Origin of the sequence: Nocardioides aromaticivorans (assembly GCF_013408525.1) — a bacterium.
Classification (GTDB): domain Bacteria; phylum Actinomycetota; class Actinomycetes; order Propionibacteriales; family Nocardioidaceae; genus Nocardioides; species Nocardioides aromaticivorans.
The window spans coordinates 1897037-1922622 of the sequence record NZ_JACBZM010000001.1 but is presented as its reverse complement, the minus strand read 5'-3'; the positions used below and the strand labels follow the sequence as shown (position 1 = coordinate 1922622).

General features: G+C 72.6%; 24 protein-coding genes and 1 riboswitch. Of the genes, 10 read left to right on the top strand and 14 right to left on the bottom strand.

Translation table 11 applies throughout. From position 1 onward, the window contains the following. Positions 1-35: 35 nt before the first annotated feature. Entirely contained in the window at positions 36-1955 is a 1920-nt protein-coding gene (locus tag BJ993_RS08985; protein WP_308645525.1) for an APC family permease, read from the top strand. Between the two features lie 26 nt (positions 1956-1981). After that, the gene (locus BJ993_RS08980; RefSeq protein WP_179648491.1) at positions 1982-2302 is read left to right on the top strand and encodes a 4a-hydroxytetrahydrobiopterin dehydratase; all 321 of its coding nucleotides are present in this window, start codon (positions 1982-1984) and stop codon (positions 2300-2302) included. A 10-nt stretch (positions 2303-2312) separates the two neighbouring features. Here the strand turns inward: BJ993_RS08980 and BJ993_RS08975 are convergent, their stop codons facing one another. The 4 genes from BJ993_RS08975 to BJ993_RS08960 form a co-directional block, all read right to left on the bottom strand. After that, positions 2313-2951: a DUF2238 domain-containing protein gene (locus BJ993_RS08975; protein WP_051932112.1), complete on the bottom strand. Its 639-nt coding sequence runs from the start codon at positions 2949-2951 to the stop codon at positions 2313-2315. A 108-nt stretch (positions 2952-3059) separates the two neighbouring features. Beyond that, on the bottom strand, positions 3060-4079 hold the full coding sequence (locus BJ993_RS08970; protein ID WP_179648490.1) for an ABC transporter substrate-binding protein: 1020 nt from the start codon (positions 4077-4079) through the stop codon (positions 3060-3062). Beyond that, complete coding sequence (locus BJ993_RS08965; RefSeq protein ID WP_179648489.1) at positions 4079-4888, bottom strand: ABC transporter ATP-binding protein; 810 nt, start codon at positions 4886-4888, stop codon at positions 4079-4081. The genes BJ993_RS08970 and BJ993_RS08965 overlap by 1 nt, the downstream gene beginning before the upstream one ends. Beyond that, entirely contained in the window at positions 4885-5901 is a 1017-nt protein-coding gene (locus BJ993_RS08960; RefSeq protein ID WP_308645705.1) for a FecCD family ABC transporter permease, read from the bottom strand. The genes BJ993_RS08965 and BJ993_RS08960 overlap by 4 nt, the downstream gene beginning before the upstream one ends. A gap of 95 nt (positions 5902-5996) precedes the next feature. Further along, a riboswitch (cobalamin riboswitch) is annotated at positions 5997-6175 on the bottom strand. Between the two features lie 189 nt (positions 6176-6364). On the opposite strand from BJ993_RS08960, the gene BJ993_RS08955 reads away from it, so the two are divergent. Next, positions 6365-7042 (top strand): hypothetical protein, encoded by a 678-nt coding sequence (locus BJ993_RS08955; protein ID WP_179648487.1) that lies wholly within the window; start codon positions 6365-6367, stop codon positions 7040-7042. Here BJ993_RS08955 and BJ993_RS08950 read toward each other — a convergent pair. Beyond that, positions 6996-7196: a hypothetical protein gene (locus BJ993_RS08950; RefSeq protein WP_179648486.1), complete on the bottom strand. Its 201-nt coding sequence runs from the start codon at positions 7194-7196 to the stop codon at positions 6996-6998. The genes BJ993_RS08955 and BJ993_RS08950 overlap by 47 nt on opposite strands. Positions 7197-7599: 403 nt before the next feature. On the opposite strand from BJ993_RS08950, the gene BJ993_RS08945 reads away from it, so the two are divergent. Then, positions 7600-9537, top strand: coding sequence for a hypothetical protein (locus BJ993_RS08945; RefSeq protein WP_179648485.1), 1938 nt, complete (start codon positions 7600-7602; stop codon positions 9535-9537). Positions 9538-9888: 351 nt separating this feature from the next. Further along, positions 9889-11904: a hypothetical protein gene (locus BJ993_RS08940; protein ID WP_179648484.1), complete on the top strand. Its 2016-nt coding sequence runs from the start codon at positions 9889-9891 to the stop codon at positions 11902-11904. A 116-nt stretch (positions 11905-12020) separates the two neighbouring features. Here BJ993_RS08940 and BJ993_RS08935 read toward each other — a convergent pair whose 3' ends face one another. Beyond that, positions 12021-12947 (bottom strand): oxygenase MpaB family protein, encoded by a 927-nt coding sequence (locus BJ993_RS08935; RefSeq protein WP_218864654.1) that lies wholly within the window; start codon positions 12945-12947, stop codon positions 12021-12023. Between the two features lie 81 nt (positions 12948-13028). Here BJ993_RS08935 and BJ993_RS08930 point away from each other — a divergent pair, with 81 nt between their 5' ends. Beyond that, positions 13029-13673, top strand: a complete 645-nt coding sequence (locus tag BJ993_RS08930) for a TetR/AcrR family transcriptional regulator (RefSeq protein ID WP_179648483.1) — start codon at positions 13029-13031, stop codon at positions 13671-13673. Here the strand turns inward: BJ993_RS08930 and BJ993_RS08925 are convergent. The 3 genes from BJ993_RS08925 to BJ993_RS08915 are packed head-to-tail and all read right to left on the bottom strand — an operon-like array spanning position 13663 to position 15823. Further along, entirely contained in the window at positions 13663-14748 is a 1086-nt protein-coding gene (locus BJ993_RS08925) for an LLM class flavin-dependent oxidoreductase (RefSeq protein ID WP_179648482.1), read from the bottom strand. The genes BJ993_RS08930 and BJ993_RS08925 overlap by 11 nt on opposite strands. Further along, positions 14741-15094 carry a thioredoxin gene (trxA, locus tag BJ993_RS08920; protein ID WP_036549513.1) on the bottom strand — a complete coding sequence of 118 codons (354 nt, stop codon included), beginning with the start codon at positions 15092-15094 and terminating at the stop codon, positions 14741-14743. Before trxA ends, BJ993_RS08925 begins: the two co-directional genes overlap by 8 nt. A 6-nt stretch (positions 15095-15100) precedes the next feature. After that, entirely contained in the window at positions 15101-15823 is a 723-nt protein-coding gene (locus BJ993_RS08915; protein ID WP_179648481.1) for a glycoside hydrolase family 25 protein, read from the bottom strand. A 52-nt stretch (positions 15824-15875) separates the two neighbouring features. On the opposite strand from BJ993_RS08915, the gene BJ993_RS08910 reads away from it, so the two are divergent. From BJ993_RS08910 to BJ993_RS08900, 3 genes are read left to right on the top strand one after another with little or no spacing between them, the layout of a single operon-like run. Next, entirely contained in the window at positions 15876-16436 is a 561-nt protein-coding gene (locus BJ993_RS08910) for an NYN domain-containing protein (RefSeq protein ID WP_179648480.1), read from the top strand. Between the two features lie 2 nt (positions 16437-16438). Continuing rightward, positions 16439-17428 (top strand): NAD-dependent epimerase/dehydratase family protein, encoded by a 990-nt coding sequence (locus tag BJ993_RS08905; protein ID WP_179648479.1) that lies wholly within the window; start codon positions 16439-16441, stop codon positions 17426-17428. A 9-nt stretch (positions 17429-17437) separates the two neighbouring features. Further along, on the top strand, positions 17438-18319 hold the full coding sequence (locus BJ993_RS08900) for an exodeoxyribonuclease III (RefSeq protein WP_179648478.1): 882 nt from the start codon (positions 17438-17440) through the stop codon (positions 18317-18319). Here BJ993_RS08900 and BJ993_RS08895 read toward each other — a convergent pair. From BJ993_RS08895 to BJ993_RS08875, 5 genes are read right to left on the bottom strand one after another with little or no spacing between them, the layout of a single operon-like run. Continuing rightward, on the bottom strand, positions 18312-18761 hold the full coding sequence (locus tag BJ993_RS08895) for a hypothetical protein (protein ID WP_179648477.1): 450 nt from the start codon (positions 18759-18761) through the stop codon (positions 18312-18314). The two genes, BJ993_RS08900 and BJ993_RS08895, sit on opposite strands and share 8 nt — an antisense overlap. Further along, positions 18758-19117 carry a GntR family transcriptional regulator gene (locus BJ993_RS08890; RefSeq protein ID WP_179648476.1) on the bottom strand — a complete coding sequence of 120 codons (360 nt, stop codon included), beginning with the start codon at positions 19115-19117 and terminating at the stop codon, positions 18758-18760. Before BJ993_RS08890 ends, BJ993_RS08895 begins: the two co-directional genes overlap by 4 nt. A 40-nt stretch (positions 19118-19157) precedes the next feature. Then, positions 19158-20393 carry an MFS transporter gene (locus BJ993_RS08885; RefSeq protein WP_308645524.1) on the bottom strand — a complete coding sequence of 412 codons (1236 nt, stop codon included), beginning with the start codon at positions 20391-20393 and terminating at the stop codon, positions 19158-19160. 59 nt (positions 20394-20452) lie between these two features. Beyond that, a complete protein-coding gene (locus BJ993_RS08880; RefSeq protein WP_179648475.1) occupies positions 20453-22975 on the bottom strand; it encodes a glycoside hydrolase family 65 protein in 2523 nt (840 codons plus the stop codon). Beyond that, positions 22972-23748 (bottom strand): HAD family hydrolase, encoded by a 777-nt coding sequence (locus BJ993_RS08875; RefSeq protein WP_308645523.1) that lies wholly within the window; start codon positions 23746-23748, stop codon positions 22972-22974. Before BJ993_RS08875 ends, BJ993_RS08880 begins: the two co-directional genes overlap by 4 nt. Before the next feature lie 117 nt (positions 23749-23865). Here BJ993_RS08875 and BJ993_RS08870 point away from each other — a divergent pair, with 117 nt between their 5' ends. After that, positions 23866-25215, top strand: a complete 1350-nt coding sequence (locus BJ993_RS08870) for a cytochrome P450 (RefSeq protein WP_218864653.1) — start codon at positions 23866-23868, stop codon at positions 25213-25215. Positions 25216-25586 lie beyond the last annotated feature (371 nt).

Here is a 25586-nt window from a genome sequence, read left to right as displayed (position 1 = left end):
GGCCGTGCGCGCTGATCCGGGCGTTGCATGGTGCCGTGACCACGTCCACGACCCCTGCCGCCGACCCGGTACCGGCAGCGGACCAACCCGCCGACAGCGATACCGCCCACGACCACGAGCAGACCCGCCCGTGGTGGCAGGTGATGTGCCTGACCGGCGTCGACTACTTCTCCACCCTCGGCTACCAGCCGGGCATCGCCTTCCTCGCGGCCGGGCTGCTCAGCCCGCTGGCGACGATCGTGCTGGTGCTGCTGACCCTCTTCGGGGCGCTGCCGGTCTACCGGCGGGTGGCGCAGGAGAGCCCCCACGGGCAGGGCTCGATCGCGATGCTGGAGCGGCTGCTGCCGCTGTGGCGCGGCAAGCTGTTCGTGCTGGCGCTGCTCGGCTTCGCGCTGACCGACTTCATCATCACGATCACGCTGTCGGCCGCCGACGCGAGCGCCCACGTCGTCGAGAACCCGCACGTCCCGGCCGCCCTGCACGGCCAGGAGCTCTGGATCACGATGGGCCTGATCGCCCTGCTCGGCGCGGTCTTCCTCAAGGGCTTCAAGGAGGCGATCGGCCTCGCCGTCGCCCTCGTCGGCGCCTACCTGGCCCTCAACGTCGTGGTGATCGCGGTCAGCGCGGTGCACGTGCTCGAGCACGGCCACGTCGTCACCGACTGGACCTCGGCGCTCACCGCCGAGCACGGCAACATCGCCCTGATGATCGCGGTCTCGCTGACCCTGTTCCCGAAGCTCGCCCTCGGCATGTCCGGCTTCGAGACGGGTGTGGCGGTGATGGGGCATGTGCGCGGAGCGCCGGACGACGACCCGGTTCGCCCCGCCGTACGGATCCGCGACACCAAGCGCCTGCTGACCACCGCGGCCGTCGTCATGAGCGTCTTCCTGATCTGCTCGAGCCTGGTGACCACCCTGCTGATCCCGGCCGAGGCGTTCGAGGACGGCGGCGAGGCCAACGGCCGCGCGCTGGCCTATCTCGCCCACCTCTACCTCGGCGACACCTTCGGCACCGCGTACGACGTCTCCACGATCCTCATCCTGTGGTTCGCCGGCGCCTCGGCGATGGCCGGCATGCTCAACCTGATCCCGCGCTACCTGCCGCGCTACGGCATGTCGCCGGAGTGGGCCGGCGCGGTGCGCCCACTGGTCTGCATCCTCACCGTGACCGCCTTCGTGATCACCTGGATCTTCGACGCCGACGTCGACGCGCAGGGCGGCGCCTACGCCACCGGCGTCCTGGTCCTGATGACCTCGGCGAGCGTCGCCGTGGCCCTCGCGGCCCGCAAGGCCCGCCAGCGCGGCTGGACGATCGCGTTCACCCTCATCGCCGTCGTGTTCACCTACACGACCCTCGACAACGTCAAGGAGCGCCCCGACGGCGTGAAGATCGGCGCCTGCTTCATCGCCGCGATCGTCCTCGTGTCGCTGCTCTCCCGGATGACCCGGTCGCTGGAGCTGCGCACCACCGAGATCGAGTACGACGCCAAGGCGGACGCCTTCGTCCGCGACTGCGCCCGTCGTACCCTCCGGCTGGTCGCGCACGACCCGCAGCACCACGACGCCGGCGCCTACCGCGCGAAGGTCCGCCAGATCGTGGAGGCGCACGAGCTCGACCACGGCGGCGACCTGGTCTTCGTGGAGGTCGTGGTCGAGGACTACTCCGACTTCGAGAGCCGGATCGTGGTGCAGGGCTCGGTCGCGCACAAGGAGTTCCGGGTGCTCACGGTGCACGCCGCGACCATCCCCAACGCCCTCGCCGCCCTGCTGCTCGACCTGCGCGGGCGCACCGGCGTCCGGCCGCACATGTACTTCGAGTGGACCGAGGGCAGCCCGGTCGCGCAGATGGCGCGCTTCCTGCTCTTCGGCACCGGCGAGGTCGCCCCGCTCACCCGCGAGGTGATCCGGCGGGCCGAGCCCGATCCGCGCAAGCGGCCGCACGTGCACGCGGGGTGAGGGTCGCTGCGGCGTACTGTCGGACCATGGCACGCAGCTACCAGACCGTGACCGCCGATGAGTTCACCGCAGCCGCGGGGCTCGGGGAGTGGCGGGTCGAGGGCGACCAGGCGGTCGTCCGGTTCCGGACCGGTGACTTCGTGACCGGCCTCGCGCTGGTCAACGAGATCGGCCGGCTCGCCGAGGAGGCGAACCACCACCCGGACCTGACCTTGAGCTATCCCGAGGTCGGGATCCGGCTCGGCACCCACGACACCGGCACCGTGACCGACGCCGACGTCGCGCTCGCCCAGGCGATCACCGCGGTCGCGCAGGAGCTGGGCGTGCCGGTCGTGGCCGACTCCTGACGGTCCGCCGTCAGACGAGGTGGCGGTCGTCGAGCTGCGGCGCCGCCTCCCGGAGCTGGCCGCGCTGCCAGAGCCGGTGGATGACGAGCGCCGCGGTGACCGAGCCGAGGACGCCGAGTCCGAGGTCGCCCAGGGTGTCCTCGTACGCGAACGCGTGCTCGGCGCCGCCGCTGATGAAGGCGAAGAACTCGGCGATCTCCCAGGCGATCGCCGCGGTGGCTCCGACCGCCAGCGCCCGCTCGACGACCCGGTACAGCGGTGCGCTGCGGTGCAGCGTCAGCAGGATGACGGCCGCCGCGATCAGGCCGGTGTTGGCGAAGTGCATGAGGTCGTCGAACCAGACGACGGTGTCGTAGAGGTCCATCCGGTTGCCGAGGATGTCCGTGAAGCAGGTGAGCGTCACCAGCAGGTCGGCCAGCCACGGGAAGGACGCACGGTCCTTCCAGAAGAGCAGCCAGATCGCCGGCACGGTGAAGGACACCAGCGGGTAGCCGATCGCGCGCGCCTCGGCCGCCTTGTCGCGCAGGTGGCTCCCGTCGGGGTCGACGACCGCGAGCACCAGCAGGAGGACGAGGAGTCCCTTGGCGGTGCCGTCGGCGGTCCGGACGAGGGTGGGCGTCGGGTACCGCACGGCCACGGCCTCGGTCATCCGGGGGGCTCCTGTCGTCGGGAAGCCCCCATCCTCACATGCGCTCGCGCGCCGACCTCCTCCGCCGCGGTGTCGGATGGGTCACCCCTGCCGCTGGTGGCCGCCCGCTCAGCGCGCGGGTGTGAGCCCCCACTTCTCCAGGGCCGTCCGCACGTCCTCGGCCGCATCGACGTTCAGCGGACCGCTGGTCCACATCGCGTACGGGAGGTTGAGGAAGCGTCCCTCCCTGACGGCCGGCAGGTCACGGGTGGCCGGGTTCGCCCTCAGCACCGCGACCTTCTGCTCGAAGGTCTGGCCGGGGTAGTCGACGAAGACGAACGCGTCCGGTCGCGAGGACGCGAGCTTCTCCCACGAGACCTCGACCCAGGTGTCCCGGACGTCGGCGGTGGCGTTCGCGCCGCCGGCCGCCTCGATGATCGCCTGCGGGGCGCCGAACGCGCCGGAGGTGAAGACGGCCTTCTCCCCACTGTCGAAGACGAAGAGGACGGGCTCGCTCGCGGGTGCCGGCGCGGCGGCGAGGGCATCGAGCCGCTCGTCCAGGTCGGCGACCACCGCGGCGGCCCGGTCTTCGTGGCCCGTGATCGTGCCGAGGTTGGTCAGGTCGGCGCGGAGCGCGGTCCAGGGGTCGACGATGCCGCGGGCGGCGCCGTCGGCCTGGCGGCAGGACTCCGTGAGGACGTAGGCCGCGATGTCGCGCTGGGCGAGGGAGTCGGGCGTGAGCTGCTTCGTCTCGTCGTACCCGTAGTTCCAGCCGGCGACCATCACGTCGGGCCGCGCCGCCACGACCGTCTCCAGGCTCGGGTAGTCGTCGGAGACCTGGTGGAGATCGGCGACGACGTCGCCGTAGTGCTCGGTGAGGACCGCCTCGTCGCGGCCGATGCTGGACACGGCGGCGACCTGGTCCTGCGCGCCGAGCGCCAGGACCATCGAGATCAGGTTGGAGTCGTTGACGAACATCCGCTGCGCCGGCGTGGGGAAGTCGACCTGCCGGGCGCAGTTCTCGACCGTGGCCCGGTCGCCGTCCGCGGCGCCGCCGTCGGCGCCGGCCGAGCAGGCGGTCAGGGCCAGGGCGGCGGTGGTGGCGAGGACGACGCAGCGGCGGTACCGGCCGCGCGGGGGCTGGGGCATCACGGGTGGGTCTCTCTCTCGTCGTGGCTGAACAGCAGGTGCGTCCGGCCGGTCAGCGGGTGGGTCACGCGGGTGGCCAGGACGCCGAAGGCGTCGTGGAGCACGTCCGGGGTGAGGACGTCGTCGGGGGTGCCGCACGCGAGGAGCGTGCCGTCGTGGAGCACTGCGATCCGGTCGCAGAAGGTGGCGGCGAGGTCCAGGTCGTGGAGGGCGAGGACGACCGCCCGCCCGTGCTCGCGGCTCAGCCGCCGGACCAGCCTCATCACGGCGAGCTGGTGGCGGATGTCGAGGTGGTTGGTGGGTTCGTCGAGGAGCAGCAGCGGAGCCTGCTGGGCGAGGCCACGCGCCAAGACGGCCCGGCGTCGCTCGCCCCCGGAGAGCTGGTCGAGCGGCACCCGGGCGGCACGCTCCAGGCCGACCAGCCGCAGCGCCTCGTCGACGGCGGTGCGCGACGTGTCGTCGACGCCGCCCCAGGACCGCGCGTGCGGCAGCCGGCCCAAGGCGACGAGCTCCCCCACGAGCAGGTCGGAGGGGGCTGCCTCCTCCTGGGCGACGAAGGCGATCCGCCGCGCCCGGTCCCTCGCCGAGTACGACGCCAGCGGCTCATCGCCGAGCCGGACCTCGCCGGCCGTCGGCGCCCGCACCCCGGCGAGAACCCGCAACAAGGTGGACTTGCCCGTCCCGTTGGCCCCGATCAGGCCGAGGACCTCACCGCGTCGTACCTCCAGGTCGATGCCGGTCAGCACGGTTCGGCGGCCGATGCCGCAGGCCAGGTCCCGGGTGGCCAGGGCCGGCCCGGTCGTGGTCACGACTCTCCTCCGAAGCGGTAGCTGCGGCGCCCCAGCAGGATGAGGAACACCGGCGCGCCGATCAGTCCGGTGACGACGCTGAGCGGGATCTCGGTCGGGCGGACGGCCACGCGGGAGACGACGTCCACCCACATCAGGAACACCCCGCCGAGCAGCACCGCGACCGGGAGCGCGGCGCGGTGCCGCGGGCCGACGAGCAGGCGGGCGAGGTGGGGGACGACCAGGCCCACGAAGCCGATCCCGCCGGCCACCGCGACGAGCACGCCGACCAGCACCGACAGCAGCACGAACAGGCCGACGCGCAGCTCCCGCACGGGCACGCCGAGCGCCGCTGCGGTGTCGGGTCCGACGGCGAGGGCGTCCAGCCATCCGCTGGCGGCCATCAGCACGACGAAGGCCGCGACGACCGCGGCCACGGGCAGCCACAGCTGGCCCCAGGTGGCGCCGGACACCGAGCCCAGGAGCCAGAACAGCACGGACTGCGCCGTCTGCGGCTCGGCGCTGCGGAAGACCATGAAGCTCGCGAGTGAGGAGAACGCCGCCGACAGCACCGTCCCGGTGAGCACGAGCCGCAGCGGCGTCAGGCCCCCCTGGAGCATCGCGACGGCGAACACCAGCACCGAGGCGGCGAGCGCGCCGAGCAGCGCGCCGAGGGACAGGGCCCACAGTCCGGCGCCGGCGAGGACGCCCATCGTCAGCACGGCCGTCGCACCGACGCTCGCTCCCGACGACACACCGAGCAGGTAGGGGTCGGCGAGCGGGTTGCGCACGAGGGTCTGGATCCCCGCGCCTGCGAGGGCGAGCCCGGCGCCGACCACGAACGCGAGGATGGTCCGGGGCAGCCGGATGTCCCAGACGATCGCGTCGTACGCCGGGTCCACGGGCGCCCCGGCGAACCGGACGCGGAGCGCGTCCACGACGACGTGGAGGGGCAGCGGCTCGGCTCCGTGGGCGGTCGACAGGAGCAAGGTCGCCCCGGCCGAGGGCACCAGCACGACGAGCAGCACGGGCACGGGCAGGCGGCGCGCGTCGGAGCGTCGCTCGACGGCATCGAGGTGGTGCACGGGTGGGACCTGCTCAGTGTCGGGAGCTCAATCGCGAAGCTCGGTGGGACCACGGCGAGCCAGCAGGTCTTCGGACTCGGGGTCAATCGGACGAGACGCCTTCCCAGACCCTTCGGTCCAGTGGCTGCGTGCCTCGTCCGTCGCCCTCACCGCTGCGCGACAGTTCCGGATTCTCACCGGATTCCCTCACCTCGGGGGTGTGACTGGCTCGGGTCGGAATGTACGCACAGCCGACGCGGCGCGCCAAGCCGGTGTGACCCGGGCGACACGCGGCCGGCCTGCGCCCCCACCGGCAGGTCCGGGCGCCCGGAACCATGGGCAGCCGCCCGCGCTGCGGCAGGATGTAGGAGAATCGTCAGTGCTGACGGGGCTTTCCGGCTCCGGGCGGTGTGACAACGAGCAAGGGGGAGCCGTGGTCGACGCACTGGCGGGGGTGGATGCGGTGGCGGAGCTGCCGGACCCGGAGCTGCAGGAGCTGGAGCCGGAGGCGACCGGACCGGCGTCGTACGAGCGCTTCGGTGTGCACTGGGTACGCCGCGTGCTCCACAAGGAGCGGATCCTGCGCACGATCGACGCGGTCCTGGGCGACCAGATCTCGCTCGGGCCGATCGGTGCGGGCCCGGGCCGGGCCTTCGCCAGCGTGAGCTTCACCGGCACCTTCGGCCCGACGTCGGGCGAGGAGGTGCCGGCCGAGCTGCTGACCTACGCGATCGACCTGCCGATCAGCGTGGTCTTCCAGCTCGACCTGCCGCTGGACAAGCTGAACTTCAACGCCGAGGTCGTGATCCCGCTGGTCCTGGTGGTGCACACCGAGGACCCGTTGAAGCTCCGCCTCGAGCTGCTCACGCCGAGTGAGAACCAGATCGGGCTCGAGCTGAAGACCGACACCCGGCGCGGGGCGATCCTGCGGAAGATGACCGGCTTGGACGCCGAGCTGCGCCGCTTCGTGCTCAAGGTGATCGACACCGAGTTGGCCAAGCCCTACGTGAAGCGGGCGACCTACCTCGACATGGAGGAGCTCATCGACCACGCGTGGCCGATGCTCACCGAGCAGTTCCTTCCGCGAGGACCCGAGGACCGACGGGGCTGACGCCCGCGTGGCGAGGGGCGGGACGCGCCGCGCCGTGGTGCGTGACGGCCTTCGCCGGCGCCTTGATCGCGTCCGACACCATCCCGAACGCAGCCGCGACGAGCGGGATCCACACCGGGATCAGCATGAAGGTGAAGATCGGCACAAGCTGCATCAGGTCGCTCATCGCTGGTGGCTCCGTCCCAGGTCGGGGTGCTGGTTGGTTCGACACGGGAAGTCTCGTCACGGCGCAGGGGTGCCCGCTCGTGCCGTCGAACAGAGTCGGGGCGGCTCTTTGTCGTCCTGCACGAAAAGTGTGACGGGCGCAACATCGCCCGGCCGCGGGCATCGGCCTGAGTAAAATCTCCGCAGTTCAGCGGATCCGCTGGGTAAAGATCCCTAGGTTGGTGTGCGGGACCGGTTGCGCGTGGGGCGCGGTCGGTAGGGGAGTGCAACGCAGGGCGTCGCAGGACGCGGGCCCGGCGCCGCGCTCCCTTCGTGGTTTTCGGCCATGCCCGCTCCGAAGCTCCCTCGGTCGTGCAGTGGGTGCGACCGAACACACACATGGGGACAACGAAATGAAGCAGTCACTGCGGCCTGCCCGCCGCACCCTCTGGCAACGCGCTGCCCTGACCGTCCCGGTCGCCGCGCTCGTCGCCGTGTCGGCCTTCGCGGCGCCGGGCTACGCCGACGACGCGGACGGCGGCAACGGCACTCCCTCCGCCGAGGTCGAGTCGCCCGCTCCCGCGCCGGAGCCCGAGCCGGCCCCGGAGCCGAAGCCGGCTCCCGAGCCGAAGCCCGCGCCGGAGCCGGAGCCCGCCCCCGAGCCCGAGGCCGAGCCCGCTCCCGACCCGGCGCCCGCGCAGGACGACCAGCCCGCCGACGCTCCTGCTCCGCAGGACGTCCCGGCCGACGCGGTTCCCGCGGGTGACGGCGCCGAGGACGGCGCCCAGCAGATCCGGTCGCGCCGGATCGCGGCCGCCAAGGACGACGACGAGAAGAAGGTCGTGGTCTGCAAGTACGTCGGCACCCCGCCGGGCGTGCCGCACCACATCATCGTGGTCAGCAAGAACGCCATCAAGGACTGGGACGGGGTGACCTTCCCGTGGACGTTCGCCGACGCCCAGGACTCCGTCGCGATCCGCTACGCCGTCGGCAACGAGCAGCCGGGCGACGAGGAGCTCGTCAACTGCCCGCTCGCCCAGATCACTCCTCCGACGATCGAGCCGGTCGATCCGTGCGGCCCGGACAACATCGCGTTCCCGGAGGTTCCCGAGACCGACGAGTACACGGTCGAGGTCGTCGACGGTGACGTCGTGCTGACCGCCAAGCCGGGCTACGAGTTCCCGGGCGGAGAGTCCACCCTGACCCTCGAGCTGCCCGCCGACTCGGGTGAGCCCTGCATCGCCACCCCGCCGGACGTGGAGCCGGACGACCCGTGTGGTCCGGACAACGCGGCGTACCCGGCCATCGTGGAGACCGACGAGTACACGGTGACGGTCAACGACGACGGCAGCGTCACGCTCACCGCCAAGGACGGTTGGGCCTTCGAGGGGCCGTCGGCGACGTACGAGCTGGCGGCGCCGGTCGACTCGGGCGAGGAGTGCCCGGTCGACGGGAAGAAGGTCGTGGTCTGCAAGTACGTCGGGACCCCGCCGGGCGTGCCGGACCACATCATCGTGGTCAGCGACGCGACCCTGTTCAACAAGGGCTGGGACGGGGTGACCTTCCCGTGGGTCTTCCCGGACGCGCAGGACTCGGTCGCGATCCGCTATGCCGTCGGCAACGAGCAGCCGGGCGACGAGGAGCTCGTCAACTGCCCGCTGGCCGAGATCACTCCTCCGTCGGTCGAGCCGGTCGACCCGTGCGGCCCGGACAACATCGCCTTCCCGGAGGTTCCCGGGACCGACGAGTACTCGGTCGAGGTCGTCGACGGCGACGTCGTGCTGACGGCCAAGCCGGGCTACGAGTTCCCGGGTGGTGAGTCGACGCTGACCTTCGAGCTGCCGGCCGACTCCGGCGAGGAGTGCCCGGAGGTGGGCGCGCTGGCCGCCTGTGTCACGACCATCGACCCGGAGCTGCCCATCGAGAACGCCCGTCTGGCGGCGAAGGCCGACGGCGTCGTCATCGAGATCGTCGACGAGCTGCTGGCGGAGGCGAACGGCTTCCTCGGCACGCTGCCCTTCACGTTCATCCTGGACGGCAAGGAGTACACCGTGTTCGCGGTGGCCGAGCCCGGTCAGACCGCTGACGACTTCAGCGTGGAGACGCAGTGCGCCGGCGGCGAGGTCGTCGACGAGGACTGCCTCGACGCCGCGACCAACCCGGACGCGGTCGACGCCAACGGTGAGCCGTGCAACCCCGACGGCGGCGAGACCGGCGGCATCGTCGACACGGACGACCCCGACGCCCTGCCGAACACCGGCGGTCCCGCGGGGATCCTCCTCCCGCTCGGCGCCCTCCTGGTGCTCGTGGGTGCAGGTCTGGTCATGGTCAGGCGTCCCCACTCCGCCTGACCATCAGCCCGGTCGGGCCACGGACGGCCACACGGTCGGGTGTTCGCCCCGTCGCAGCAAGCTACTGCGGCGGGGCGAACCACGTTTTCGCGACGTCGCGCGACGGCTATCGGAAGCGATGGATTCCATCGATTCCCATTCCGGTGGCTGCCCGGTGTGCCTAGCCTCGAAACGGGTCTGGCGGCGGGTGGGGACGAAGCCAGCAGTGGGGGGTGCCGGACGGGGACTCGCGGTCTTGATCGTGAGCCTCCGTCCAGCACTCCCTCGCCGGTTCTCGGCCGGTCCCGTGGTCCGGAAACTGCTGACGGTCGTGCGGGGGGCGCGGCCGAAGACCTACATGGGGACAACGAGATGAACACCTCTTCGCGGCATTCGCGCCGCCTCTTCCGCCGGGCCCAGGCCCGACGCACCGGCCTCGCAGGCCGCGCCGCACTGACGATCCCGGCTGCCGCACTGCTGGCGGTCTCCGCCTTCACCTCTCCCGGTTTCGCCGACGACGCGGACGGGGCGGACGCGCCGTCCGCCGTCCAGGAGGACACCCCGGCGCCCGCGCCCGAGCCGGCACCTGAGCCGAAGCCCGCGCCGGAGCCGAAGCCGGCTCCCGAGCCCGAGCCCGCGCCGGAGCCCGCGCCGGAGCCGGAGCCCGCCCCCGAGCCCGAGCCCGCTCCCGACCCGGCGCCCGCGCAGGACGACCAGCCCGCCGACGCTCCCGCTCCGCAGGACGTCCCGGCCGACGCGGTTCCCGCGGGTGACGGCGCCGAGGACGGTGCCCAGCAGATCCGGTCGCGCCGGATCGCGGCCGCCAAGGACGACGACGAGAAGAAGGTCGTGGTCTGCAAGTACGTCGGCACCCCGCCGGGCGTGCCGGACCACATCATCGTGGTCAGCAAGAACGCCATCAAGGACTGGGACGGGGTGACCTTCCCGTGGACGTTCGCCGACGCCCAGGACTCCGTCGCGATCCGCTACGCCGTCGGCAACGAGCAGCCGGGCGACGAGGAGCTCGTCAACTGCCCGCTCGCCCAGATCACTCCTCCGACGATCGAGCCGGTCGATCCGTGCGGCCCGGACAACATCGCGTTCCCGGAGGTTCCCGAGACCGACGAGTACACGGTCGAGGTCGTCGACGGTGACGTCGTGCTGACCGCCAAGCCGGGCTACGAGTTCCCGGGCGGAGAGTCCACCCTCACCCTCGAGCTGCCGGCCGACTCGGGTGAGCCCTGCATCGCCACCCCGCCGGACGTGGAGCCGGACGACCCGTGTGGTCCGGACAACGCGGCGTACCCGGCCATTGCGGAGACCGACGAGTACACGGTGACGGTCAACGAGGACGGCAGCGTCACGCTGACCGCCAAGGACGGTTGGGCCTTCGAGGGGCCGTCGGCGACGTACGAGCTGGCGGCGCCGGTCGACTCGGGCGAGGAGTGCCCGGTCGACGGGAAGAAGGTCGTGGTCTGCAAGTACGTCGGGACCCCGCCGGGCGTGCCGGACCACATCATCGTGGTCAGCGACGCGACCCTGTTCAACAAGGGCTGGGACGGGGTGACCTTCCCGTGGGTCTTCCCGGACGCGCAGGACTCGGTCGCGATCCGCTATGCCGTCGGCAACGAGCAGCCGGGCGACGAGGAGCTCGTCAACTGCCCGCTGGCCGAGATCACTCCTCCGTCGGTCGAGCCGGTCGACCCGTGCGGCCCGGACAACATCGCCTTCCCGGAGGTTCCCGGGACCGACGAGTACTCGGTCGAGGTCGTCGACGGCGACGTCGTGCTGACCGCCAAGCCGGGCTACGAGTTCCCGGGTGGTGAGTCGACGCTGACCTTCGAGCTGCCGGCCGACTCCGGCGAGGAGTGCCCGGAGGTGGGCGCGCTGGCCGCCTGTGTCACGACCATCGACCCGGAGCTGCCCATCGAGAACGCCCGTCTGGAGGCGAAGGCCGACGGCGTCGTCATCGAGATCATCGACGAGCTTCTCGCGAACGCCAACGGCTTCCTCGGCACGCTGCCCTTCACCTTCATCCTGGACGGCAAGGAGTACACCGTGTTCGCGGTGGCCGAGCCCGGCCAGACCGCTGACGACTTCAGCGTCGACGTGGAGTGTGCCGGTGGCATCATCGAGGAGCCCTGCGACGACGCTGCGACCAACCCGGACGCCGTGGACGAGAACGGTGAGCTGTGCACCCCCGTCGAGGAATGCGACGACACGGAGGCGACCCCGACGACCGCCGACGACTGCGAGGAGGGCGGCATCCGCGAGGACGAGCCCCTCCCCAACACCGGTGGCCCTTCGGGACTCCTGCCGCCGCTCGGGGCGCTCCTGGTCCTCCTGGGCGCCGGATTGGTCATGGTGAGGCGTCCCCACTCCGCCTGACCATGGTCGGGTGCCCCTCGCCGTGTCTGTCCGACGGGAGCACGAGGGGCGCCTGACGGCCCGGCCGGTGCCAGGGATGGCCGACCGCCGGGTGTTCGCCCCGCCGCAGGCAAGCGCTACTGCGGCGGGGCGAACGACGTCAGCTGGGTCGCCGTGTAGAACGCCCTGATCCGCTCGTAGTTGAGGCGGTTGTAGGCGAGCGGGTCGAGCAGCAGCCACTTCGGCAGGACGCGGCGTGCGGTCCGGAGCAGGCCCGCGTACAGGCGGAACTCGCGCTCGCGGCGCCACGTCCACCGCACGCCGAGCAGCTCGCGCATCCGCGGGTGTGCCGCCTTCTCCGCACACACCTTCGCGGGCCGGCCGAGCACCGGCGTGAGCACCCGCCACGCCGGCGTGGCCAGCCGGTGCAGCCAGCGCGGGCCGACCAGCGTCGGCACGGGCAGGTCGTCGAAGGCGCGGTTCGCCCACCGGAGGAACTCGTTGTCGGCGAGCACGGTGTCCGCGACCTCGTCGTAGTAGGCCTCGGCCTCGGCGCGGGTGGCCGGGACCTGGGCCCGCTCGCTCGGCAGGTCGAAGTCGGTGAGGTGCAGGACCGTCGCGTAGACGACGTCCTTCTCCTCCTCGCTCAACCGGGCGCCGTACGTCGTGACGTAGCCGGTGTGGAAGATGAGCATGCTGGTCGTGCCGACCCATCGCCACAGGTCGGGATTGAGCGCGCTGTAGCGCTCGCCCTCGAACGCGCCCCTGCCACGCCCCCGCACCTGGCCGTGCAGGTCCTTGAGCCGGTCGGCCGTGGCCCGGCGGTCCGCGTCGTCGCCGAAGAGCAGCAACGGTCCCCACAGCCCGCTGCGGATCCCGCGGTCGGTGAAGTTCTCGGCGAACCGGCCGCTCGCGTCGACGGCGGCGGCGACCTCGCGGTAGGCGACCTGGTCGAGGGCCAGCCGCCCGTAGAGCGCGAAGGCGGCCGGCGTCCCCATCCACCAGCGGACGTCGGCGGCCAGCGCGTGGTGTGGCTGGGACGGGTGCCAGGGGGCGACGGTCATGACGGCTCCTCGGAATCGGTCAACGTGCGTTGACAGATACCATCAGACCCATCTGTCAACGGCTGTGTCAAGATGGTGCCCATGACCGAGCAGGCGAGGAGGTACGGCGGCCAGGACGCCTCCGAGCGGACCGCGGAGCGTCGCGCGCGGCTGGTCGCCGCCGGGCTCGACCTGATGGGGGAGCGCGGCATCGCGGCGACCACGGTGCGGGGCGTCGCGGAGGCGTCGGGCCTGGCCGCGCGCTACTTCTACGAGAGCTTCGAGGGCATCGAGGCCCTGCAGGTCGCGGTCTTCGACGCCGTCGCCGCCGAGGCGGCCGAACGGGCGATCGCCGCGCTGGCGGCCGCCGCCGACGATCCCGCCGCCCGCGTGCGGGCGGTCCTCGGCGAGATGGTCGACCTGTTCCTCGACGACCCGCGCAAAGGGCGGGTCGTGCTCATCGACTCGGTCACCTCACCGGTGCTCGGGCCCCGGGTGCTCGAGGAGAGCAGCCGGTTCGCCGGGATGGTCGCCGCGACCGCGTCCAGCGGCGACCCCGGCGCCGCGGCCGACGACCTGCCGGTCGAGCTGCGGCTGACCGCGCAGTTCCTCATCGGCGGGGTCGCGCAGGCGATCGGCGCGGTGCTGCGCGGCGACATCGCCGCCGACCGCGACCGGCTGGTCGACGTGCTGGTCGCGCAGTTCCTCGCGATCGTGCAGGGGCTGGCGCGCCCCGTCAGGCCGTGACGGGCTCCTGCGCGAGCAGCTCGCGCACCCGCGGGATCACCTGCGTGCCGTAGAGCTCGACGCTGCGCAGCAGCAGGGGGTGCGGCATCGACCCGTTGCTGTACTTCAGGTCGAAGCGCTGGATGCCCAGCGCCCGCGTCGTCGCGGCGATCTTGCGGGCCACGGTCTCCGGCGAGCCGACGTAGAGCGAGCCGTTGTCGACCTCGGCGTCGTACTGCTCGCGGGTCACCGGACCCCACCCACGCTCGGCGCCGATCCGGTCGCGGCCGGCCTTGAAGTGCGGGTAGAGCAGCTCGCGCGCCTCGTCGTCGGTGTCGGCGACGAAGCCGGGGGAGTGCACGCCGATCGGGAGGTCCGGCTGCCCGAGCTCGCTCAGCGCGCGCCGGAAGAGGTCCGTGTACGGGGCGAAGCGGGCCGGGTCGCCGCCGATGATCGCGAGCATCAGAGGGAAGCCGTAGCGCGCGGTGCGCACGACGGACTCGGGAGAGCCGCCCACGCCGATCCACGTGGGGATCGCGCCGCGGGCGGTCGTCGGGAAGACGCGGGCGTTGCGCAGCGGCGCCCTCAGCTCGCCTGCGTCCCAGGTGACGGTGCCCTCGCCCTGGAGCGCCGCCCAGAGGTCGAGCTTCTCGGCGAAGAGGCGGTCGTAGTCGGCGAGGTCGTAGCCGAAGAGCGGGAAGGACTCGGTGAACGACCCGCGGCCGAGGGTGATCTCGGCGCGGCCGCCGGAGACGGCGTCCAGGGTCGCGAAGCGCTCGTAGACGCGCACCGGGTCGTCCGAGCTGAGCACGGTGACCGCGGTCCCGAGCAGGATCCGCTCGGTGCGCGGCGCGATCGCGGCCAGCACCATCTCGGGGGCGGACACCGAGAAGTCGTCGCGGTGGTGCTCGCCGATGCCGAAGGCGTCGACCCCGACCTGGTCGGCCAGCACCGCCTCCTCGACGAGGTTGCGGATCACCTGCGGGTGCGGGACCCGCTCGCCCGTGGTCGCGTCGAGGGTGACGTCGCCGAAGGTGTCGAGGCCGAGCTGCAGCGCCTGGCCCGCCCGGTCAGCCTGGTCAGCCTGGTCAGCCATCGGACTGCTGCGCGGCCGCCTCGACGTCGAAGTCGCGCACCGCGGCGACGACCTGCTCGAGGGCGTTCGCGGGGAGGGCGCCGGCCTGGGAGAACACGAGCTGGCCCTTCTTGAAGGCCATCAGCGTCGGGATCGAGGTCACGCGCGCGGCCGAGGCGAGCTGCTGCTCCTCCTCGGTGTTGACCGAGCCGAAGACCAGGTCGCCGTGCTTCTCGGCGGCGGCCTCGTAGATCGGCGCGAAGTTGCGACACGGGCCGCACCACGACGCCCAGAAGTCGACGAACACGATCTCGTTGTCGAGGACCGTCTCCTGGAAGTTGCCTGCGGTGAGGTCGATGGTGGACATGTCCCCTCAACGTCCCTTCGTGGTGAGAGATTCCCCGGCCAGGTCCAGGTCGACCCGGCCGGCGACGCCCGGCACCGCGCCGGCGTCGTCGTACTGCCACACGGCCCAGGGCCGCCGCGGCTCCTTCTCGCCGAGGCGGCGCACCCACTGCGGGTGGCCGGCGAGGTCGTCGGCGAAGCCGAAGCGCTCCTCGAAGTCGGGGTAGAGGTAGACCAGCGTCCGCGTGCCCGTGCGGCGGTCGACGACGGCGAGGAAGGCGCGGACCTCGGCGAGCAGGGTCGCGGCCGGTGGCGGGTCGGCGCAACTGCCGGCGAGCTCGAGGTCGAGGGCGGCTGGCAGGTCGCCCGGCGTCCCGAGTACGTCGAGGAAGTGCTCCGCCTGCGCGGCGCCGTCCGAGCACAGCTGGAAGTAGTGGTAGCCGGCCACGTCGACCCCGGCCCGGGTCGCCGCGCGCCGGTGCTCGGCGAAGCGCGGGTCGGTGAACGTCGTGCCCTCGGTGGCCTTCAGGTAGGCGAAGGAGATGCCGGCCTCCGCCACGCGGGGCCAGTCGATCGGGCCCTGGTGGTGGGAGGCATCGATGCCGCGCCGGGGCGCGGGCTCGTGCGTCGGGGTGGTGGGGGTGGCGGCCGTCGTCGGGGTCGTCGTCGGCGTACCGGTCTTCGGCGTGCCGTCGCCGCACCCGCTCGCCAGCAACGCGCACGCGGCGAATGCGACCAGACGGGTGCCCATGCGCCCAGCCTTCCACGCTGTCCTTCGGCGCGCCGACGGCTAGGGTCAGGGCATGGCCGAGACCGCGCGCATGACCCACGTCCTCATCGACGGGGAGAACATCGACGCGACGCTGGGGACCTCGATCCTCGGCCGTCGCCCGCGGCCCGAGGAGCGTCCGCGCTGGGAGCGGCTGCTGCAGTTCGTCGAGCGGCGCTGGGGCCAGGACACCAACGGCCTGTTCTTCCTGGCGGCCAACTCCGAGCTGCCGATGTCCTTCGTGCAGGCGCTGCTGGCGATCGGCTTCCGGCCGATCCCGCTCTCCGGCGGTCCCGGCCAGAAGGTCGTCGACATCGCCATCCAGAAGACCCTCGCGGAGCTGAAGAAGCGCGAGGGCGATGTCGTCCTGGTCAGCAACGACGGCGACTTCGTCGACCACATGGAGGACCTGCTCGACGGGCGCCGCCTGGGCCTGATGGGCTTCGCGGAGTTCCGCAACGCGGGCTTCGCCGAGCTCACCGCGCGGGGCATGGAGTTCTTCGACATCGAGTACGACGTGCACGCGTTCAACGAGCGCCTGCCGCGGGTCCGGATCATCCCGATCGACGAGTTCGACCCGACGCAGTACCTCTGAGCATGCGGCTCCTCGTCCTCGGCGGCACCCAGTTCCTCTCGCGCGCGGTCGCGGCCGACGCCGTGCGGCGCGGGCACGAGGTGGTCTGCGCCAGCCGCGGCCAGTCGGGCACGGTCCCACCCGGAGCCACGCTCGTGCGGTGGGACCGGGACCAGGACGCCCCCGCCGCACTCACCGAAGGCGGCCCGTACGACGCCGTGGTCGACGTCGCCCGCCAGCCGTCCCACGTGCGGCGGGCCCTGGCGGCGCTCGCCGCCTCGCCCCCCTCCGATCCGCACTGGGTCTTCGTCTCGACCATCTCCGTCTACGCCGACGACGCCGACCCGGCCGGCCCCGGCGCCGGGCGGTTGGAGGACCCGGTCCCCGACGACGTCGACCTGGCCGACGAGCCCGACGCCTACGGCGGGCTGAAGGTCGCCTGCGAGCAGCTGGTCCTGGACGCGGCGGTCTCCGCGGTCGTCGTACGGCCGGGGCTGATCGTCGGTCCGGGCGACCCGAGCGGACGCTTCGCTTACTGGGGCCGCCGCGCCGGCGACACCGGTGAGCTCGTCGGCCCCGGCGACCCGGCGTCGCTGGTGCAGGTGATCGACGTGCGCGACCTGGCCGCGTGGATCGTCACCCTCGCCGAGCGCCGCACCACCGGCACCCTCGACGCGGTCGGTCCGGCGATGCCCTTCGCCGACCTGGTGGGCGAGGTCGCCCCGGAGGCGACCGTGACCTGGCTGCCCGACGCCTTCCTCGAGGCCGAGGGCGTCGAGCCGTGGACCGGGCCCGGCAGCATCCCGGTCTGGCTCCCCCGACCCGAGTACGACGGCATGCTGGCCCACGACGCCCGCCCGGCCCTCGACGCCGGGCTCGTCGTCCGGTCCGTCGCCGAGACGGCCCGGGACACCCGCGCCTGGCTGGAGTCCGACCCGGCGGCCCGGATCGGCGGCATCACCCGCGAGCGCGAGGCCGACCTGCTGGCCCGGTGGAGGGCCCGCACCACCTAACATCCTCCGGTGCCTCGCCCGTTCCGCATCGCCACCGCCAACATCAACGGCATCCGCGCCGCCCACCGCCGCGGCTTCGACGACTGGCTGGCGACCCGGGGCTGCGACGTGGTCACCCTGCAGGAGGTGCGCTGCCCGGTCGACGCCCTGCCCGAGGGCGCGTTCGGCGACTACCACGCCGCCTACGACGCCGGTGAGCTCGCCGGCCGCAACGGGGTCGCCGTGCTCACCCGCGAGCCCGCCGCCGCCGTACGGACCTGGTCGGTGCCCGACCCGGCCTCGCCGCTGCCACGAGCGCTGCGCAAGCACGCGACCGAGGGGCGCTACATCGAGGTCGACCTCGCCGACGTGCCGCTGACGGTGGCGAGCCTCTACCTCCCCAAGGGCGGGCTGCCGGCCCACCTGCAGGACTCGAAGCGGATGCGCGAGGCGCCCGACGGGGGCGCGAAGTACGCGCGGAAGATGGCGTTCATGGCGGGCTTCGCGCGCCACCTCGCGGCCTCGCGCAAGGCCGCGGCGGCGCAGGGGCGGGAGTTCCTGCTGACCGGCGACCTCAACGTGGCCCACCAGCGCCACGACGTCGCGGCGTACAAGCGCAGCAACCAGGTCGAGGGCTTCCTGCCCGAGGAGCGGGAGTGGCTCGGCCAGCAGCTCACCCCGCGGACCCTGGTCGACGTGGTCCGCCGGCTGCACGGCGACGCGCCCGGCCCCTACTCGTGGTGGAGCTGGCTGGGCCGTGCGTACGACGAGGACCGGGGCTGGCGCATCGACTACCACCTGGCCACGCCGGGGCTCGCACGGGCGGCGCGGGCCTACGAGGTCGACCGCCACCACCTCGGCCAGCGGATCAGCGACCACGCGCCGGTGGTCGTCGACTACGAGCTCAGCTGACGGAGCGCAGGGCCGTTGCCGCCGCGGCGGGGTCGGGGACGGTGATGGTGACCCGCCGGCCGTTGCGGAGCCGCAGGCGCAGTGCCGGGCCGCTGCGGACGGTGCAGACGGTCCGCCACGGCGTCCACCAGAAGCCGAAGCTGACCGCCCACCACGGCACGTGCACGACCGACACGTCCTCGATCTGGTCGAGCGGGTAGCTCGCCCGCGGCCAGCCGAGGGCGCCCCAATGGACGCTCACGCCCTGCGTCCCGCAGGCGACGCGGACGTCGGACGCGGTCACGACCTCGGCCAGGACGCCGAGCAGGGCGAGGCCGACGACGAGGACGAAGGCGCGGTCGACGTCGGAGGAGGCGAGGCCGATGAGCGGCACCAGCAGGAGTCCGCTGACGGCGACCATGGTCCAGTTGGTCGCGCGCCCGGTGTAGGCGGTCGTGGTCATGACAGCTCCTTCACGAGGGTGATGACGTCGGACGGGTCCAGCCCGTAGCGCCGGGCGAGGTCGACGGTCGCCCGGACGGCGTCGCGGACCGGGGTGAGGTCGCCGGGCCCGGCCTCGGCGTCGGTGGCGATGCGGGCGCCGCGCCCACGCCGGAACTCGAGGATGCCGGCGTCGCGGAGCTGTCGGTACGCCGCCAGCACGGTGTTGCGGTCCACCGACAGCGCGCCGGCCAGCTCGGCCGCCGGCGGCAGCTGCTCGCCGACCGACAGCTCCCCGGTGCGCAGGCCGCGCACGACCGACGCCGCCACCTGGTCCTGCAGGCGCTGGGGGGAGGTGTGGTCGATGGCCCAGAACATGGTGCTAATCGTACTAGCACCATTATCGAATGACCAGAGGTCAGCTGACCCCGCGCTCGCCCTGCACCGGCACCACCGCGACGGCCAGCAGGGGGAAGGCCGCCGCCAGCGCGAAGGTCGCGCCGTAGCTCCAGGCCGTGATCGCGAGCCCGGCCAGTGGCGGGACCGCGACGGCGGCGACGTGCTGGGCGGTGTTCTGCAGACCGAGGGCGCGGCCGGACCAGAACGGTCCGGCCCGCTCGGCGACCGCGGTGAAGGCCAGGCCGTTGTCGGCGACCGTGACCGCGGAGGCGACCACGAGCAGCACGACAGCCACGGCCGTCACCGCGCCCGAGCCGTCGGCGGCCGCGGCGGCGAGGCCGAGCAGGGCCATCGTCGCGGCGGCGACCACCGCGACCGCGCGCATCGGGCGCATCCGGCTGCCGACCCGGTCGGAGGCCCAGCCCGCGCCGATCCGCGCCGCGGCGCCGGCGACCTGCGTCCCGGCGACGACGAGCCCGGCGACACCGGGGGACCAGTCGAGGTCCTCGACCAGCCAGGTCAGGCCGAAGGTCCACACGAGGAACTGCGGTACGACGAGCAGCACGGACGCACCGTGCACCCGGGCGAGGAAGCCGTCGCGCCGGTAGGGGTTGGCGACCGTCCCGGCCTCCGCGCGAGGCGGTCGTGGCGGGTCGAGGACCACGAGTGCCACCAGCACGGCGCTGACGGCGGTCGCGGCCGTCGGCACCCACAGCGCCGGTCCGATCCCGTGGTGGTGGGCGATGACGGCGACGGTCGCCGCGGCGAGCCCGACGCCCAGCGGCTGGCCGGTCTGCCGGATGCCCATCGCCAGTCCGCGTCGCTCCGGCGGGAACCAGCCGACGACGACCCGCCCCGATGCCGAGTTGGTCGCGGCGGCGCCGACGCCCGCCACGCAGAGGGCGGCCGCCATCGGCCACGGGTCACCGGTCGTCGTGGCGATCCCGCCGCCGAGGGCGGCGATGACCAGGCCGGTCAGCAGCGCGAACCGCTCGCCGCGCCGGTCCACCACCAGGCCCCAGAGCACGAGCGTCGCCATCATGCCGGCCATCGCGGCCGACGCGACCAGGCCGGCCTCGGCGAGCGACATCCCGTGCCCGCCCTCGGCCACCGGGCGGTGCAGCTCCGGGATGAGGAAGGACGGCGCGACCACCATCGCCGCGGACGACGCCTGGGCCGTCGTACCGACCGCGAGCATGGCCCAGCGGCGGGCGGGGGTGACCGTCCGGGTCGGCGGGGCGTCGGTCGTCGTCACCGCACCAGTCAACCACAGGTGTCCACAAAATGAGACGAACTATTCCGAGATGTGGACTATCACTCCCCGCTCGGCACGATCGCCGAGATCACCGTGCCGTCGGCCCGCTGGATCCCCGCCGGGTACGGCGGCTCGCCGGCCAGGCGCGGGCCCTGGTGCGCGAGCGGGACGGTCACCGGCGCACCGGCCCCGACCTTGACCAGCTCGCCGCGCACGGACAGCGTGACCGGACCGGAGCCCTGCTCGACGTACAGCTCGAGCTCCTCGGGGCGGACGGTGATCCGCACCCGGGTGCCGTGCAGGGTGACCCGGTAGGTCAGCGAGGACCAGCCCTCGGGAAGGCGCGGGTCGACCTGCCACTGCTGGTCGCCGGCCCCGGAGCCGATGTCGCGGAAGCCGCCGAAGCCGGCCACCAGCGCGCTCCACACACCGCCGGTCGAGGCGACGTGGACGCCGTCGGCGGTGTTGTTGTGGCGGTCGGCGAGGTCGACGAAGAGCGCCGAGACGAAGTAGCGCAGCGCGAGGTCCTGGTAGCCCACCTCGGCGGCCATGATCGACTGCACGACCGCCGAGAGCGTGGAGTCGCCGGTGGTGATCGGGTCGTAGTAGTCGAAGTCGGCCTTCTTCTGCTCGGGCGTGAACTCCTCGCCCTGCAGGAAGAGCGCGAGCACCACGTCGGCCTGCTTGAGCACCTGGAAGCGGTAGATCACCAGCGGGTGGTAGTTGAGCAGCAGCGGCCGCTTGTCGAGCGGGGTGTTCTCCAGGTCCCACATCTCGCGTTCGAGGAAGTGCGCGTCCTGCGGGTGGATGCCGAGGAACTCGTCGTACGGGATGGACATCCCCTGGGCGCACTCGGCCCACTCCTCCGGCTCGTCCTCCGTCAGCCCCGTACGACGGACCAGCGCCTCGTAGGCCGCCGGGTCGTCGCGCTGCAGCTCCCACACGGCCCGGGCGGCCCGGCGGAGGTTGAAGCGCGCGAGCACGTTCGTGTACAGGTTGTCGTTGACGACCGTCGTGTACTCGTCGGGCCCGGTGACGCCGTGGATGTGGAAGGTGCGCCTGCTCTCGTCGCGCCAGAAGCCGATGTCGGCCCACAGCCGCGCGGTCTCCACGAAGATGTCGACGGCCTCGCGGGCGAGGAACTCCTCGTCGCCGGTGGCCCCGACGTACTGGCTCAGGGCGTACGCGATGTCCGCGTCGATGTGGTACTGGGCGGTGCCCGCGGCGTAGTAGGCCGACGCCTCGTGGCCGTTGATGGTGCGCCAGGGGAAGAGCGCGCCCTTCTGCGACAGCTCACGGGCCCGGTGCCGCGCGTTGCCCAGCAGCGTGTAGCGGAAGCGCAGCGCGTTCCGCGCGGCCCACGGCATCGTGTAGGTCAGGAACGGCATCACGTAGATCTCGGTGTCCCAGAAGTAGTGGCCGCCGTAGCCCGAGCCGCTCACCCCCTTCGCCGCGATGCCCTGGCCCTCCGCGCGGGCCGACGCCTGCAGGATCGAGAAGAGGTTCCACCGGATCGCCTGCTGCAGCGCCGGCTGGCCCGGCACCTCGACGTCGGCGCGGGCCCAGAAGTCGGCCAGCCAGGCCGCCTGGGCGTCGTACTGGTGCTCGACGCCCTCCTCGTGGGTGCGGTCCAGGGTCCGCTCGCAGCGGTCGATCAGCTCGCGCGGCGGGACCTTCTGCGCGGTGTGGAAGGAGACCAGCTTGGTGAGCCGCACCGGGACGCCGGGCTCGGCCGCGATGCGGTAGATCACCTTGGCCATGTCGTCCTCGGAGTGCACCTCCATCGAGTACGACGCCTCGGTCTCCAGCCGGTGGTCCGCGACCACGCCGAGCGTCATGCCGCTCTCGGCCGTCCGGTAGCCGAGCTTGATCCGGCCGGTCTCGGCGTCCGCGCCGTGGATCCGCGGCACCAGCACCCGCCGCTCGAACATCTCCGCCTTGCGGGGGTCGGCGCCCGCCCCGGCCCCCTCGCCACCGGCTCCGCCCGCGGCCTCCTGCTCCTGGTCCTGCCGGTTGATCAGCTGCGAGGAGATCGAGAGCGACGCACGCTGGTCGAGCAGGGTGACCTCGAAGGTGAGCACCGCGAGGTGGCGCTGCTCCAGCGGCACCATCCGGGTGCTGCGGATCCGGACCCGCTTGCCGCCCGGCGTGCGCCACACGAGCTCGCGGGTGAGGACGCCCGTGCGGAAGTCGAGCGCGCGCTCGTACTCGATGAGGTCGGCCACCGACACCTGCAGGGGCTCGTCGTCGACGTACAGCCGGATCACCTTGGGGTCCGGCACGTTGACGATCGTCTGCCCGATCCGGGCGAAGCCGTAGGCCTCCTCGGCGTGCGAGATCGGCCAGGTCTCGTGGAAGCCGTTGATGAACGTGCCGTCCAGGTGCGCGTCGCGGCTCTCGGAGTAGTTGCCGCGCAGGCCGAGGTAGCCGTTGCCGACGGTGAACAGCGACTCGGTCGTGCCGAGGTCGGAGGCGTCGAAGCGGGTCTCGACGAGGCGCCACTCGTCGACGGGGAAGCGGGTGCGGTCGAGCGGGTCGTCGGCCGGCGGCGCCTTGTGCGAGGGGCCCTCGGGTGCGTTCATGCGCCTGCTCCTTCATCGGTCGCCGGCTCGTCGGCGACCAGCTCGTCGAGGTCCTGCACGACGACGTCCGCGCCCGCGGCCGTCAGCGCCTCCACGCCGGCGCCGCGGTCGACGCCGATCACCAGGCCGAAGGCCCCGGCGTGCCCCGCGGCGACGCCGTTGATCGCGTCCTCGAGTACGACGGACCGCGCGTTGGTCGCGCCCAGCTCCTTCGCCGCGTGGGTGAACGTGTCCGGGGCCGGCTTGCCCGGCAGGCCCAGCTCCTCGGCCAGGCCGCCGTGCATGATCAGCCCGAAGTAGTCGGTGAGGCCGGCCGCGGCCAGCACCGCCGGTGCGTTGCGCGACGACGAGACCACCGCCATCGGCTTGCCCCGCTGGTGCAGCTGCTGGAGCAGCGCCACCGAGCCCGGGTAGGCCGTGACGCCCTCGGAGGCGAGGATCTGGTTGAACGCGTCGTTCTTGCGGTTGCCCAGCCCGCACACGGTCTGCGCGGTCGGCGGGTCGTCCGGCTCGCCCTCCGGCAGCGTGATCCCGCGCGAGGCGAGGAAGTCGCGCACGCCGTCGTAGCGGGGCTTGCCGTCGACGAAGTCGAAGTAGTCCTGCTCCGTGTACGGCGCGTAGGCGACCCCGTCCGCGGCCGACCGTGCCGTCAGGAAGGCCGTGAACATCGCCTCCCAGGCGTGCTTGTGCACGTCGGCCGTCGGGGTCACCACCCCGTCCAGGTCGAAGAGCACGGCGTCGTACAGGTCCCAGTCCACTGCTGTGTCAGGCACCGCCTCAGGCTAGCGGGGCCGGGGAGGCGGTTCGGTTAACCGGGTGTGACACATCTCAGGGTGGGGATCAGGGTCGTCATGGATATGCCAAGGGCTCTCGTCTGGTGGAATGGCGCCATGCGGTTCCCTCTCATCAGCGCGGTCGGCCCCGTGCTCGACCCCGTGCTCGGCCCGGTGAAGCAGCGGGTGGGCATCTGGCTGCTCAACCGGACCATGCGCAACGGCATCGACCTGCGCAAGCTCCGCTTCCTGCCGGAGTCGGTCACGCTCCCGCTGAAGCGGGACGGCCTCGACCCGCTGCCGGAGATGATGAAGGTGCAGGGCGAGGCGCCGGTGAAGAAGCTGGCCGAGCTGTTCGGGAAGTCCGTCTGGCTGGTCAGCGGCTACGAGGAGTCCCGCGAGGTGCTCGCCGGCGGCGCCGAGGTGTGGTCCAATGACCTCGGGCAGTTCGTGTCGCAGGAGGGCCGCTCCGACGAGGAGCAGATCGGCGGCCTCGGCATGACCGACCCGCCGCTGCACACCGCCCTGCGCCGCTACCTCACGCCCGAGTTCACGATGCGCCGGCTCGCCCGCCTGCAGCCGGGGATCGACGCCATCGTGGAGCAGCGCCTCGACGCGATGGAGGCGGCGGGTCGCGACGGCAGGGCCGTTGACATGGTCGAGGAGTTCGCCTTCGCCGTACCCTTCGACGTCATCTGCGACCTGCTGGGCCTCCCGGTCGACGACCGCGCCCGCTTCCTCGAGCTCGGTGTCGCGCGCTTCGACCTCTCCGGGGGCGGTGCCGGCGCCTTCGGCGCGGCCGCGCACACCCGCGAGTTCCTCATCAACGCGGTGCGCGAGCAGCGCGAGAACCCCGGCGACGGCCTGATCGGCGCGCTGCTGAAGGAGCACGGCGACGAGCTCGACGACGTGACCCTCGGCGGCATCGCCGACGGCGTCTTCCTCGGCGGCTACGAGACCTCCGCGTCGATGCTGGCGCTCGGCGCCTACCTGATCGCGACCACCCCGAAGGCCGGCGAGATGCTGCGCTCCGGCGACGGCGAGCAGGTCAACCAGGTCATCGAGGAGCTGCTGCGCCACTTGTGCGTCGTCCAGCTCGCCTTCCTCCGCTTCGCCAAGCAGGACGTCGAGGTCGGCGGCATGCTGATCAAGGAGGGCGACGCCGTCGGCGTCTCGCTCCTCGCCGCCAACCGCGACCCCTCCCTCGGCGACGACCTCGGCACCTTCGACCCCTCCCGCGAGCCCACCCGCCACCTCGCGTTCGGCTGGGGCATGCACCGCTGCGTCGGCGCCGAGCTCGCGCGGATGGAGCTGCGCACCGCGCTGCGGATGCTGGCCGAGCGGTTCCCGAACCTCGCCATGGCCGCCGACATCAAGGACCTCGACTTCCGCAAGCTCTCCGCCGTGTACGGCGTCGAGGCCCTCCCGGTGCTGCTCGACGGCGACCGCGAGTCCGTCTCGATCTGAGTAATCGTTGCTCATCCCGGACGGGCGCGCAGCCACGCCCTCGGTGTCACGCCTGAGCGGCTCCGCCGCCCGTCGTACCGGACCCAGTGGCTGTGGATGCGCGCCGTTCGCAGCCATTGAGTCCGGTACGACGGGTCGGCGGGCGCCACCGGGTCGTCGTACCAGTTGACGACTTGAAGATGTTTTCAGGTCAACGAGCACGACCGTCATCGCGCCCGTGGGACCGCTTCGTGGCGAGGGCATCGCGAGACCCGGACCACCTGGACCGGCGTCCACGAGCGGCTCGCTCACGAGCGCCACCTCTTCGCGCGCACGCCCGACGCGATCGCGCACGCGCGCCTCCACGCCGCCCGGGTCGCCCACCCCTAGTC